This window comes from Desulfurella sp. (assembly GCF_023256235.1).
Lineage (GTDB): Bacteria > Campylobacterota_A > Desulfurellia > Desulfurellales > Desulfurellaceae > Desulfurella.
This window is the reverse complement of sequence record NZ_JAGDWY010000037.1, coordinates 4,712-16,683: the sequence shown is the minus strand read 5'-3', so window position 1 is coordinate 16,683 and position 11,972 is coordinate 4,712. Positions and strand designations below refer to the sequence as shown.

Annotated in this window: 16 protein-coding genes; 13 read left to right on the top strand and 3 right to left on the bottom strand. The window is 32.0% G+C overall.

Annotated features, from left to right (window positions below; translation table 11 throughout):
- From Q0C22_RS03780 to ruvB, 9 genes are all read left to right on the top strand, one after another.
- On the top strand, positions 1 to 103 hold a 103-nt coding region (locus Q0C22_RS03780), incomplete at its 5' end, for a hypothetical protein (protein ID WP_291491423.1).
- Complete coding sequence (hisG, locus tag Q0C22_RS03775) at positions 100 to 711, top strand: ATP phosphoribosyltransferase (protein WP_291491010.1); 612 nt, start codon at positions 100 to 102, stop codon at positions 709 to 711. The genes Q0C22_RS03780 and hisG, both read left to right, overlap by 4 nt.
- Positions 712 to 1,365 (top strand): uracil-DNA glycosylase, encoded by a 654-nt coding sequence (locus Q0C22_RS03770; protein WP_291491001.1) that lies wholly within the window; start codon positions 712 to 714, stop codon positions 1,363 to 1,365.
- Positions 1,366 to 2,448, top strand: a complete 1,083-nt coding sequence (gene aroB, locus Q0C22_RS03765) for a 3-dehydroquinate synthase (RefSeq protein ID WP_291490984.1) — start codon at positions 1,366 to 1,368, stop codon at positions 2,446 to 2,448.
- On the top strand, positions 2,445 to 3,182 hold the full coding sequence (locus Q0C22_RS03760) for a tetratricopeptide repeat protein (protein WP_291490975.1): 738 nt from the start codon (positions 2,445 to 2,447) through the stop codon (positions 3,180 to 3,182). The genes aroB and Q0C22_RS03760 overlap by 4 nt, the downstream gene beginning before the upstream one ends.
- The gene (locus Q0C22_RS03755) at positions 3,169 to 3,744 is read left to right on the top strand and encodes a hypothetical protein (RefSeq protein WP_291490950.1); all 576 of its coding nucleotides are present in this window, start codon (positions 3,169 to 3,171) and stop codon (positions 3,742 to 3,744) included. Before Q0C22_RS03760 ends, Q0C22_RS03755 begins: the two co-directional genes overlap by 14 nt.
- A 17-nt stretch (positions 3,745 to 3,761) precedes the next feature.
- Entirely contained in the window at positions 3,762 to 4,616 is an 855-nt protein-coding gene (locus Q0C22_RS03750; protein ID WP_291490943.1) for a sulfide/dihydroorotate dehydrogenase-like FAD/NAD-binding protein, read from the top strand.
- Positions 4,609 to 6,021 (top strand): NADPH-dependent glutamate synthase, encoded by a 1,413-nt coding sequence (gene gltA / locus Q0C22_RS03745; protein ID WP_291490935.1) that lies wholly within the window; start codon positions 4,609 to 4,611, stop codon positions 6,019 to 6,021. Before Q0C22_RS03750 ends, gltA begins: the two co-directional genes overlap by 8 nt.
- Entirely contained in the window at positions 5,996 to 6,967 is a 972-nt protein-coding gene (ruvB, locus tag Q0C22_RS03740) for a Holliday junction branch migration DNA helicase RuvB (RefSeq protein ID WP_291490926.1), read from the top strand. The genes gltA and ruvB overlap by 26 nt, the downstream gene beginning before the upstream one ends.
- Here the strand turns inward: ruvB and pseC are convergent.
- Entirely contained in the window at positions 6,964 to 8,115 is a 1,152-nt protein-coding gene (gene pseC / locus Q0C22_RS03735) for a UDP-4-amino-4,6-dideoxy-N-acetyl-beta-L-altrosamine transaminase (RefSeq protein WP_291490902.1), read from the bottom strand. The two genes, ruvB and pseC, sit on opposite strands and share 4 nt — an antisense overlap.
- 130 nt (positions 8,116 to 8,245) lie before the next feature.
- Between pseC and Q0C22_RS03730 the strand changes: the two genes are divergently transcribed.
- Genes Q0C22_RS03730 through Q0C22_RS03715 form a run of 4 tightly spaced genes read left to right on the top strand, consistent with a single transcriptional unit; the run spans position 8,246 to position 11,025 of the window.
- Positions 8,246 to 8,911, top strand: a complete 666-nt coding sequence (locus tag Q0C22_RS03730; RefSeq protein ID WP_291490894.1) for a Crp/Fnr family transcriptional regulator — start codon at positions 8,246 to 8,248, stop codon at positions 8,909 to 8,911.
- 29 nt (positions 8,912 to 8,940) lie between these two features.
- Complete coding sequence (locus Q0C22_RS03725) at positions 8,941 to 9,291, top strand: hypothetical protein (RefSeq protein ID WP_291490885.1); 351 nt, start codon at positions 8,941 to 8,943, stop codon at positions 9,289 to 9,291.
- Complete coding sequence (locus Q0C22_RS03720; RefSeq protein ID WP_291490876.1) at positions 9,266 to 9,913, top strand: response regulator transcription factor; 648 nt, start codon at positions 9,266 to 9,268, stop codon at positions 9,911 to 9,913. Before Q0C22_RS03725 ends, Q0C22_RS03720 begins: the two co-directional genes overlap by 26 nt.
- Positions 9,910 to 11,025 (top strand): HAMP domain-containing sensor histidine kinase, encoded by a 1,116-nt coding sequence (locus Q0C22_RS03715; protein ID WP_291490862.1) that lies wholly within the window; start codon positions 9,910 to 9,912, stop codon positions 11,023 to 11,025. Before Q0C22_RS03720 ends, Q0C22_RS03715 begins: the two co-directional genes overlap by 4 nt.
- A gap of 5 nt (positions 11,026 to 11,030) precedes the next feature.
- On the opposite strand, the gene Q0C22_RS03710 is transcribed toward Q0C22_RS03715, so the two are convergent.
- Together Q0C22_RS03710 and Q0C22_RS03705 are read right to left on the bottom strand one after the other, a co-directional pair.
- Entirely contained in the window at positions 11,031 to 11,750 is a 720-nt protein-coding gene (locus Q0C22_RS03710; protein WP_291491415.1) for an FAD-dependent oxidoreductase, read from the bottom strand.
- Positions 11,747 to 11,972: hypothetical protein (locus tag Q0C22_RS03705; protein ID WP_291490852.1), on the bottom strand; the 226-nt coding region annotated here is incomplete at its 5' end. The genes Q0C22_RS03710 and Q0C22_RS03705, both read right to left, overlap by 4 nt.

Here is an 11,972-nt window from a genome sequence, read left to right as displayed (position 1 = left end):
CACAACTGAAGTGCTTCGCATTTACCATCTGGATAGAGGCTATGAGCATTTAGATAAAAAATTGCAGGCGCTTGGCGCACGAATTAAGAGGCTACCCCAATGAAACAATTAACGATTGCTCTTGCAAAAGGCCGTTTAATGGATGAAACAATTGAGCTTTTTAAAAATAAAGGTATACAAATAGATTACGATGAAAAAAGCAGAAAATTAATTTTTGAAAGTTTTGATAGAACATTTAGGTTTTTGATTGTAAGAGCTCAAGATGTAGCTACATATGTAGAAGGAAATGGTGCTGATTTAGGCGTTGCTGGCATTGATGTGCTTATAGAAAACAAAAAAGATGTATTTGAGCTTATGGATTTAGGTATAGGAAAATGTAGTGTCGTTGTTGCAGGCAAAAGCCCTAATTACCCAGATACACCTACTCAGCTAAAAGTTGCTACTAAATTTGTAAATATAACGGATGAATTTTTTGCAAAAAAAGGTATGGCTATTGAAATTATTAAACTTTACGGATCAATCGAACTCGCAGGTGTTATTGGACTCGCGGATTGTATTGTTGATATTGTTTCAACAGGACAAACTTTGAAAGAAAATGGTTTGCATATTATAGAAAAAATCATGGATTCAAGTGCTTTTTTAATTTCAAACCGCGTTAGCTATTACACAAAAAACAAAGAAATTATCAATCTTCTTGAGTTGTTAAGGTAAATGAAAAAAAATCAATTAGGTGACATTTTAAATTTTTATAAAGATTTAGGTGTTGAATATCTGAATATTAAGTTAAAAAAAATTAATGAAACACAAAAAAACGTTGAAGTCGAACTGGAAAAATTAAAAAAAGCTGTAGAAAACTGCAAAGCTTGTGAACTTTACAAAACAAAAAAGCGCTATGTTTTTGGAGACGGAAACCCATACGCCAGCCTGATGTTTATCGGCGAAGCACCTGGTGCAAGGGAAGATGAACAAGGAAAGCCATTTGTAGGAAGAGCAGGACAACTTTTAAATGAATTATTAAAAGAAATAGGTATTGCGCGAAAGGATGTTTATATAGCAAATTGCTTGAAATGCAGACCACCAAACAATAGGGATCCGTTTGATTATGAGCTAAAAGCCTGTAGACCATTTTTGGACAGGCAGATAGAATTAATAAAGCCAAAAGTTATCATTACATTAGGAAGATTTGCCTTAATGCAAATTTTGGGAAACGATAAAAAAATCACACAAACACGAGGTTTAGTTTTTGACAAAAAAACATACAGTGTAATTCCTACTTATCATCCTGCCTACTTATTAAGAAACCCAAAAGCTATAGAAATTTTTTTAAACGATCTAAAAACAGCAAAGCACTACATGGGGGTCTAAATGAACCAGATAATAACCATAAATGCATCTCAAAGCTATAACATAAATATAAGTTATAGTGATTTAAATAATTTAACGAATTTTTTAAAAAATTCAAATTTTGTAAGAAAAATTTTTATTATTTCAGATACAAATGTGTGCAGGCTACACCTGCAAACTCTTTTGTCTTATATTGAACAAACCAATTTTTCATACTTTGTATATTGCTTTGAACCTGGAGAACAAAGCAAAAACAAAGAAGTTTTATTTGACTTATACGATTTTTTAATAGAAAGTAAAGCAGATAGGAATACCCCTTTATTAGCATTTGGTGGTGGTGTTGTAGGAGATGTGGCTTCATTTGCCGCAAGCACGTTTATGCGGGGTATGCCGCTTATTCACGTACCAACTACAGTTGTATCTCAAACCGATAGCTCAATCGGTGGGAAAACGGCTATCAATCATCCAAAAGGCAAAAACTTAATTGGTACCTTTTACCAGCCAAATGCTGTATTTATTGATACAAAATTCTTGGATACACTAAGTGATGAAGAATTTTTTAACGCTTTTTCCGAAATTATAAAATATGGCATTATAATGGATAAACAGCTTTTTGAATTCATAGAAACTCATATTGATGATATTTTAAAAAGAAATTATAAAACTATAACAAAGATTATTTACGATTGTGCAAAAAATAAAAGCATAATTATACAAAAAGATGAAAAAGAATTAGGTCTTAGGGCAATATTAAACTTCGGTCACACACTTGGACATGCAATCGAAGCTTTTTTTGAGTATAAAAAATATACCCACCCACAAGCTGTATCAATAGGAGAAGTTTTTGCTTCGAAACTTTCTTATAAATTAGGTCTTATTGATGAAAAAACATTTTATAGAATTAAAAATCTGCTTGAAAAATTCAACCTCCCAACAAAAATAGATAAAATAGAACCAATAAAACTTATCAATATTATGCAACATGACAAAAAAACAAAAGGCAATATATTAGAATTCATATTGACAAAAGGGATAGGAGAAGCTATTATTGCAAACGACATAAATAATAGTTTACTTACAGAAACGATTAGAGAGTTACAATGAAAAGGCTTATCAAAAAAATTGAAAAGTATTATAAATCAAAGAAAGATAGTTTGTTCTTTTATCCTTTGGCATGTTTGCTATATGAAAATGGTGCCAAAGAAGAAGCATTTGATATACTCATAGAAGGTATATCTAAATTTCCTCATTATCTGCTTGCTTTAATTAAAATTGCACAAATTCTTATGGACGAAGAAAAATATGAAGCAGCAGAAAGCTATCTTGAAACTGTTTTGCAGATAAATAACGCAAATGTACTGGCATTAGAACTCCTGGCAGATGCATATGAAAAACAAGGCAAAATTGAGCAAGCAATACAAACTTTAGAAAAACTTCTTACACTTAATCCATCTCCTAAAATAAAATCCAAACTACTATCTCTTGCCAGTTTATATACGCCAAGTATAGAAAAAGTGAAAGAAATTGTCGAGCAACCCCCCCCTCAACAGCTACATGAACATGAAAAAACTGAAATTAGTGATATTGTAATAGTGGATATAGAAAATACAAACGAAACTTCAAAAGAACCTTTATTGGAAAAAGAAGAAAATACCATAGATTTTGAAGAAATACCTACTATTGATTTAGAAGATGATGATCAGTTAAACATTGCAAAATTATATGTAGAACAAGGCTATATTGAAGACGCTAAAAACCTATACAGAGAAATACTTTCAAGAAATCCCCAAAATACTCAAGCCAGACAAGCCCTGGAGGCATTAGATGAAAAAAATTAAAATTTTTTTTCCTGCGTTAGTGCTGATATTTATTGCTTCTTGCGCACAATTACAACAGATAGGTTTTAGAAGTTATGAAACAGAATTTTCTAAAAATTTAGATAAACAAACGCAAGAAAAGAAACTCTACAGAGATTTTGAAACTGTTGCTATTGCTAAAGTAACCTACTTTAATGCACCGCTAGCCAACCAATACTACAATTATCTAAAACAACACAATACCATATCAAAATCCAATCAAAAAGTATATAAATCGTTTGTAAATGACTGCTCAAAAAACACGGTTTTTTGGGTTAATTTATACAGTTCAGATTATGAATCAAGCAATATATCAAGTAAAAACTCGTTTTGGAATATTTATTTAGATTGCAATGGTGAAAAAATACAGCCTGTAAAAATTGAGAAGGTTTCTAAAGATAGTCCATTAAACGCCTGGCTGTATTTAAAGCCAAAAAATTATTGGTCTAGTAATTATATAGTAGAATTTGATAAAAGTTGTACAAATGGTGCTATTGATTTTAATATGTCTTCAATTGTTGGTAGTTTAAATTTTAAATTTTAGATAAAGGAGGGTTTTTGATGTACAAAATTTTAAAAAAGCAAAAATGGAGCGATACAATCTATTCCAACTGGATAGAAGCTCCATTTGTTGCAAAAGCAGCCCAGCCTGGTCAGTTTATAATACTGATTACAAATCAAAAAGGCGAAAGAATCCCTTTAACAATTGCAGATTCAAACGCCACAGAAGGCTGGGTTCAAATTGTTTATCAGGTTGTTGGAGCAAGCACATTAGAGCTTTCTTTAATGAACGAAGGTGATAGTTTATATGCTTTCGTTGGTCCTTTGGGTATACCATCTGAGGTAGAAAATTTTGGTGGTAAAGTATTAATTATTGGTGGCGGGATAGGTATAGCACCAATACACCCAATTGCAAAAAAACTAAAAGAACTTGGTAATTACGTGGTATCTATTATAGGAGCACTCACAAAGGATCTGATCATAATGGAAGATAAGATGAAAGAAGCATCAAATGAACTTCATATTGCTACAGATGATGGCACATACGGCCAAAAAGGCTTTGTAACAAACATTATGGACGATATATTAAAAAAAGAATCTGAAGCCATAAAAGATATATGGGCAATTGGACCACCAATAATGATGAAAATGTGCACGCGTGTCGCAAATGAACATAATAAGCAAATATGGGTTTCACTAAACTCCATTATGGTAGATGGCACTGGCATGTGTGGTGCATGCAGGGTAAGCGTAGGCGGAAAAACAAAATTTGCTTGCGTGGATGGTCCTGAATTTAGAGGTAGTTTGGTTAACTTTGATGAAATGATTTTAAGACAAAAGCAGTACTGCGACCAAGAAAGGGAGGCTTTAATGTTATTAGAAGAAAAAATAAGGAGGCAAGCTTCAAATGGCTGAAAAACTAAAACCCGCCGAAAAGCTTAAAAAAAATAGAGTTCCAATGAGGGCTCAAGAACCAGAAGAAAGAATACATAATTTTCTTGAAGTACCTTTAGGCTATTCTTTAGAAGAAGCTATTGAGGAAGCTCAAAGATGTTTGCAGTGCAAACCACCATACTGTGTAGCAGGATGTCCTGCAGATGTTAGAATACCAGAGTTTATTGAAAAAATAATAGAAGAAGATATAAAGGGTGCATTTTTAGAAATTAAAAAAACAAATGCTTTACCAGCAGTATGTGGCAGGGTTTGCCCACAAGAAGAACAATGCGAAGGTGCATGCATAATGAACAAAAAAGGCAAGCCTATTGCTATCGGTAGACTTGAGCGTTATGTAGCAGATTGGGCTAGACAGCTCGATTATTCTGATGCTAAAAAAGCTTCTGTAAAGCTTAATAAAAAAGTAGCTATAGTAGGCTCAGGCCCAGCTGGTCTTGCATGCGCATCAGACCTTGCAAAGTTGGGCTATGATGTTACAATATATGAAGCACTTCATAAAGCTGGTGGTGTGCTTGTGTATGGTATACCTGAATTCAGGTTACCCAAAGCCATAGTGGATTATGAAGTAGACCAAATAAAAGAACTGGGCGTAGAAATAAACCTAAATTATGTAATTGGTTTAACCAAATCAGTTGACGAATTAATAGAAGAATACGATGCAGTATTTTTGGCAAATGGCGCCGGAGCACCGTCGTTTTTAAATATTCCCGGCGAAAACTTAAACGGTGTTTATTCTGCAAGTGAGTTTTTAACAAGATCAAATCTAATGAAAGCATATGAATTTCCAAATTATGCAACGCCGATAAGGGTAGGTGAACGCGCAGTTGTGGTTGGTGGTGGCAATGTTGCTATGGATGCAGTTAGAACAGCCAAAAGACTTGGTGCAAAAGAAGCTATAATTGTTTATAGAAGAAGCAGAAAAGAAATGCCAGCACGAGCAGAAGAAATTGAACATGCAGAAGAAGAAGGTATAAAATTCGAAATGTTAACAAACCCAGTTAAAGTATTGGGTGATGAATATGGAAATGTAGTAGGCATAGAATGTGTTAGAATGGAGCTAGGCGAACCAGACGAATCAGGTAGAAGAAGACCAAAAGAAATTAAAGGTTCAAATTTTGTGATAGATGCAGATACAGTTATTGTTGCAATTGGTCAAAGTGCAAATCCTATTGTAGCAAGAAGCGCAACAGGTGTTGAAACAAATAAATGGGGCTATTTTGTTGCTGATGAAAACGGTAAAACTACACATCCAAAAGTTTGGGCAGGCGGTGATATAGTAACTGGTGCAGCTACAGTTATTTTAGCTGTTGGTGCCGGTAAAAAAGCAGCTAAATCCATACATGAAACGCTTTCAAGCAAACAGTGAAGTTAATGTGTCTATAAGGCCAGAAAGGCTAAATGATTACATTGGTCAAAAACATGTAGTTGAAAATTTATCACTTGCAATAGCCGCAGCAAAAAAACGCAACGAACCCATAGAGCATTGTTTGCTCTATGGGCCTCCTGGCATAGGAAAAACCACGCTTGCACATATAATAGCCAAAGAAATGGGTTCAAATATAATAACAATAAGCGGTCCTTCTATAGAAAAAGTCGGAGATATTGCTGCAATATTAACAAGTTTAGATGATAAAGATGTGCTTTTTGTGGATGAAATACACAGGCTTAACCGTAATATTGAAGAAATGCTTTATTCAGCCCTTGAAGATTTTAAATTAGATATTGTCGTCGGACAGGGGCCTGGTGCTAAAACACTTCGATTGGATCTTCCAAAATTTACTTTCGTTGGCGCTACAACACGCATAGGAATGCTCACAAACCCGCTAAGAGATAGGTTTGGGCTTGTGTTAAGGCTTGATTATTACAGTTTAGATGAACTTGTAAGCATTATTAAACGTTCAAGCTTTGTTCTCAATATAAAAATTGATGATGAAAGTGCACAAATTATTGCTCAGCGCTCACGCTCAACGCCCCGTATAGCAAATAAAATTTTAAGACGTGTAAGAGATTTGGCACAAGTAAAACAAATTGATAAAATTACAAAAAATATAACCCAGGAAGCGCTGGAAATTATAAATATTGATGAAAACGGTCTGGATTATCTGGACAAAAAATATCTGGATATTATAAATAATGTATTTAATGGAGGACCTGTAGGCATAGAAACACTTGCATCAAGTTTAGGTGAAGATAAAAAAACAATTGAAGAAGTTGTAGAACCATACCTGTTACAATGCGGGTATATAAAAAAGACACCAAAAGGTCGTGTTGCCGTAAATCAGGTGTTAATCGAAAAATCTACATTATTCTAAGATAAAATTTCGGATTTCAAAGCATCAATAACAAATTCTTGATCCTGTGTGGTTAATCCTACAAACAAAGGAATCGATAAACACTGACTATAGTATTCAAGCGCTTTAGGCGTAGAATGAGGATTATAGCCCATATTTTTGTAGAATGGCTGAGCATTTATAGGCATATAATGCGTTTGAAGAGAGATACCTTTTGATTTTAGTGATTTCATTATATAGGATCTATTTTTGCCTAGAGTTTTAAAATTAACTCTTACAACGTAAAGATGATAAGAGCTTTCAGCATTTGTATGCAATGGTTTTATTGGTGTATTTATAAAAGCTTCATCGTAGATTTTTGCAAGCTTTCTCCTGGTTTCTAAAAAAAAATCTATTTTTTTTAGTTGAGACAAACCAAGGGCGCTGTGAACATCGCTAAGCCTGTAATTAAAACCCAGATCCTGCATTTCAAAATACAAAGGATTATCATCATCTTTATAAATAAACTCATTCCTGTCTCTTACAATACCATGGTTTCTAAGCATTAGAGCTTTTTTTGCAATAGAATCATTGTTGGTTGCAATACAACCGCCTTCAGCACTTGTTATGCTTTTCACTGGATGAAAGGATAAAGTTGCAACATCACAAAATTTACAATCACCTGCTTTGTAGTTTTCCCAGGTTGCACCAAGCGAGTGGGCACAATCTTCTAATATTTTTACACCATATTTTTCTTTCAAATACATTAACCCTTTTGGATCAACCATGTTCCCGGCAAAATCCACAGCAAAAATTGCCTTTATAGAATTGTCTTTTTTTAATATATCTTCACATAAGTTTAGATCAATATTGGCATGAGAATCTATATCTACAAAAACGGGAATAGCGCCTGCGTAAACTATTGCATTTGAGGTAGCTAAAAATGAGTTTGGAGTTGTAAGAACCTTATCACCTTTATTAAGCAAACTTAATGCTGCTATATGTAAACCAGCTGTACCGCTTGATACGCACACTGCGTGCTTTACATTCAAATATTTTTTTATTGCTTCTTCAAACTCGCCTACTTTTGGACCTGTTGTCAAAAAGTCGCTTTTTAAAACTTCAACAACTGCATTTATATCGTTTTGATCAATATATTGTCTGGAATAACCAATAGTCTTTTGTTCCATAAATACCCCTTGATAAAATAATTTCCTATAGCATCTTTTTTAATTATAAATCTAAGCTTTAGTATTTGCAAGTTCAATCTTAGCAATAACCTGTTGACATAAAAGCAACTATTAGTTATTCTATCATAGCATGTACGAAAAAGAAAAGGATAAAAAAATAATACAACAAATACTTAAATCATTTTTAGGAATAAATGATCCACAAATATTAAATCTGTTTGAACAAACATGTTCTATTATAAAAAAATATAAAGGTGAAATACTATTTAGGCAGGGTCAAAAAGGTTCTATAATTTATTATCTCATTGATGGCAAAATTAAATTATATAGATTGGATGAAAAAGGCAACGAATGTGTTATACGTTTTATTGGAAATAATGAATTTTTTGCTGAAATTTTGCTTACGCAAGATACATACCCTGTAAATGCACAAATGCTTGTTAATTCAACAATGGTAGGTATTGATAAAGACAAACTCATTTCAATTTTAAAATTGCACCCTGAGTTATCACTAAATATAATACTTATGTTTACACAAAGAATTAATTATCTTGTCGACATAATTGAGCGTTTATCTACACAAAATGCAAAAGAAAAATTCATAAATTATCTAAACTACCTGAAAAAAACACAAAAATCAAATACGGTTGTACTTGATATACCAAAACAGGAGCTTGCTTTGCTTCTTGGTATGAGTAAAGAAACATTCTCAAGAATTGAAAAACAACTTATAAATGAAGGTATAATTAGCATCAAAAACAAACAAATAGATATACTTAAACAAATTTTACCTTAAATTTACATTGTAGGATTAAAAGTTAATCAATGTGGTCAAAAAAGTTTTTTGTAGTTTTATTTAGTCTATTATTTGTTTCAAATGTTTTTGGCAAAGATTTCAAAAAAGTAGAGCCATCATATAAATCTATGTGTATTTCTTACTTACACACGGCCAAAGAAATGAGAAAAAGCCCACTGGTTACTAAGTTTGCCAGCAATCCAGAATATAAAAATCAATTAAATCTGGTTGATCAAAATATATCTCAGGCTCAAGAAAGCCTCTCGCAAAATCAGTTTGAAGCTTGCTATTACAGATCAGTGAGTGCAATATTGATGATGAAAAGCTTATCAAACATACAAAAAGCAAAAAAACATGAAAATCCTACTTTTGGAAGATGACAAAACGCTTGGAAAAGCGTTAAAAGAGTTGCTTGAACAAAATGGCTTTGAAACAGAATGGATAACTGAATTAGACGACTTTTCTTTATTTGCAAAAACGCGTACTTATGATTTATTTATAATGGATAGAGCTATTAAAAATAAAGATTCCATATATACTCTAAAAGAATTAAGAAAAACTATATCTACACCAGCTATTTTTTTAACCGTAAAGAGCTCATTGAGTGATAAATTAGAAGGTTTTGAGGCTCAAATAGACGACTATATTACAAAACCTTTCTACAAAGAAGAATTGCTTGCTCGAATAAAAGCTATTGCAAATAGGAACATGCCAAAAGGTATACTAAAAGTTAAAAATATAGAGATTGACACACAAAAACACGTGGTTTATGTGGATTCAAAGCCTATAGAAAATCTAACCCAAAAAGAATTTATGTTACTTGAGTATTTAGTGCGCAACAAAAATAAGGTTGTAAAAACAGATAACTTAATAGATTATATATGGAATGAAGATGGCAGTATAGAAACACTCAAATCGCATATATATAGCCTTAGAAAAAAACTTTCAGACAAAGATTTAATTAAGACCATCAAAGGATATGGCTATAAAATAGATGAATGAATAAATACATACAAAAATTCATTAACAATATTATACTTTTGCATACATTGCTAGTTTTCATAATGCTTGTTTTTTTTGATTGTATTTTGTCTTATCAAAGATACTTAGACCTTCAAAAAACCAGAGAAAATTTAGCAAAAAGGGTAATTGAAAATATTGAGCTTTCAATTAAAACAACAGGTATATATCAAAGCAAACCTCAAGATATTTTTTATTTGATAATTGACAATAAAAATAAAGTAATGAGTTCAAATGTAAGTATAAATAAAGATTTAATTGAAAAAATTACACAATCAAAAGAAAAAAATTTTCAATTTGCTGGTCTTGCTTTTAGAAAAACAGGTTTTGAAGATGCCACGCTTGGACATATTCAAATTATTGCAGCATATTCGCTTAATGATATTTATAAAAATATTGCTTATTTTTTTGGTATTGCATTAATAATATCTTTGTTTATTGTAGCGCTTTATCATAGAATCAGTTATGTCCTATCACAAAAGTGGTCTACACCACTTTTATCTTTATATAAAACTACTGAAGAATTTTTAGACACAGTAGCCCATGAAGTTCTTACTCCACTCGCATATATTAGCTTAATTAGCGAAGATGAGCGTATTAAAAATAGTATTGATCGTATAAAAAATATACTAAATGGTATACTGGAAATAAAAAAATTTGATGTTACAAAAAAACAAGGTGAGTCCGAAATATATATAAAAACCATCATAAATACAATTTTACAGGAATTAAGCTTCGCTCTTTCTTCTAAAAACATAAAACCTAAACTTAATATTGAAGATGTAAAAATTAATACATACCAGAATATATTCTATATTTTATTGAGAAATTTAATTGACAATGCTATTAAATACAATATTGAAGGCGGTATCCTTCAAATCGAATCACACATTGTTGGCAACTATCTGCATATCAAAGTTGAAAATACATATGAAACTGAAATTGAAGCTAGCTCACAAACACTTCACTTTGGTAAGGGCCTTGGACTTTATTTAGTTTATAAAACGCTCAGTATTTTAAATGGCGACATTGACATTACTACAACAAAAGATATATTTAAAGCAATTATAAAATTGCCAATATCTAAAACCTAAACAAACTACACTCTAAAAAGTTTAACTGCAATTTTTTTTATTATTTTGCTTTGTTGAAGTTTACCCATCATCCAATCTTCGCTAACCATTTTATTCAACATAGATATTGTAGGAAAAGAGTGCTGCGTCATTAAAATATCAAACATAGATAATTTAAATTGCATAGCCAAAACCCACTCGTGTATTATCTCGCTTGCGTTTTCACCTACTATTGTAGCACCAAAAATTCTGCCTTTTTTGTTGGCTATAACTTTTATAAAGCCTTCTGTTGCCCCATCTACAATAGCCCTGCCATAACTTGCGTAATCTTTTTTTATAATGACAACCTCAAGACCTTTTTTTAATGCTTCTTCTTGCGTTAAACCCACGCTAGCTATTTCTGGTGATGTAAATACAGACCATGGCACAAAATACCTATCATAATGAATTTTAAATGGTAATGGATTTATTGCATTAATTAGAGCAATCATGCCTTGATGCATCGCAGAATGCGAAAAATTAGAAATACCATTGCAATCCCCAATTGCATATATATGTTTTATATTCGTTCTTAAAGCTTTATCCACAACTATGCCTTTTTTATTGTATTTTATTCCTGCAATGTCTAGTTTTAACTCTTCAAGGTTGGGCTTTCTGCCTGTTGCAATTAGTATTTTATCGCTTTCAAATGAATTGGAATCGGCTTCAACAACCACTTTATCATCTTTTTGATAAACGCGCTTTATTGGCGTTTTATTAAATACATTAATATTTTCTTTTTTAAATCTTTATAGTAATCAAAGAATTGCTCATTCCAAATGTATACTTTTGGATCATGCTCTGCAGCAAGAACCCTATCAGATTCATTTAATTTTATTTTTTTTGTCGCAATAACCAAACGTACATCATTATATTTCTTTAAAACATCATCATTCTCTAATCCATTCTTAAAAATCTCATAATTTCCG

Excerpts from the sequence above, each read along its gene's own strand:
- aroB (WP_291490984.1), top strand. The coding sequence starts at position 1,366 with ATGAACCAGATAATAACCATAAATGCATCTCAAAGCTATAACATAAAT.
- Q0C22_RS03715 (WP_291490862.1), top strand. The coding sequence starts at position 9,910 with ATGAATAAATACATACAAAAATTCATTAACAATATTATACTTTTGCAT.
- Q0C22_RS03770 (WP_291491001.1), top strand. The coding sequence starts at position 712 with ATGAAAAAAAATCAATTAGGTGACATTTTAAATTTTTATAAAGATTTA.
- Q0C22_RS03720 (WP_291490876.1), top strand. The coding sequence starts at position 9,266 with ATGAAAATCCTACTTTTGGAAGATGACAAAACGCTTGGAAAAGCGTTA.
- Q0C22_RS03730 (WP_291490894.1), top strand. The coding sequence starts at position 8,246 with ATGTACGAAAAAGAAAAGGATAAAAAAATAATACAACAAATACTTAAA.
- Q0C22_RS03725 (WP_291490885.1), top strand. The coding sequence starts at position 8,941 with ATGTGGTCAAAAAAGTTTTTTGTAGTTTTATTTAGTCTATTATTTGTT.
- gltA (WP_291490935.1), top strand. The coding sequence starts at position 4,609 with ATGGCTGAAAAACTAAAACCCGCCGAAAAGCTTAAAAAAAATAGAGTT.
- pseC (WP_291490902.1), bottom strand. The coding sequence starts at position 8,115 with ATGGAACAAAAGACTATTGGTTATTCCAGACAATATATTGATCAAAAC.
- ruvB (WP_291490926.1), top strand. The coding sequence starts at position 5,996 with ATGAAACGCTTTCAAGCAAACAGTGAAGTTAATGTGTCTATAAGGCCA.
- Q0C22_RS03760 (WP_291490975.1), top strand. The coding sequence starts at position 2,445 with ATGAAAAGGCTTATCAAAAAAATTGAAAAGTATTATAAATCAAAGAAA.
- Q0C22_RS03755 (WP_291490950.1), top strand. The coding sequence starts at position 3,169 with ATGAAAAAAATTAAAATTTTTTTTCCTGCGTTAGTGCTGATATTTATT.
- Q0C22_RS03750 (WP_291490943.1), top strand. The coding sequence starts at position 3,762 with ATGTACAAAATTTTAAAAAAGCAAAAATGGAGCGATACAATCTATTCC.
- hisG (WP_291491010.1), top strand. The coding sequence starts at position 100 with ATGAAACAATTAACGATTGCTCTTGCAAAAGGCCGTTTAATGGATGAA.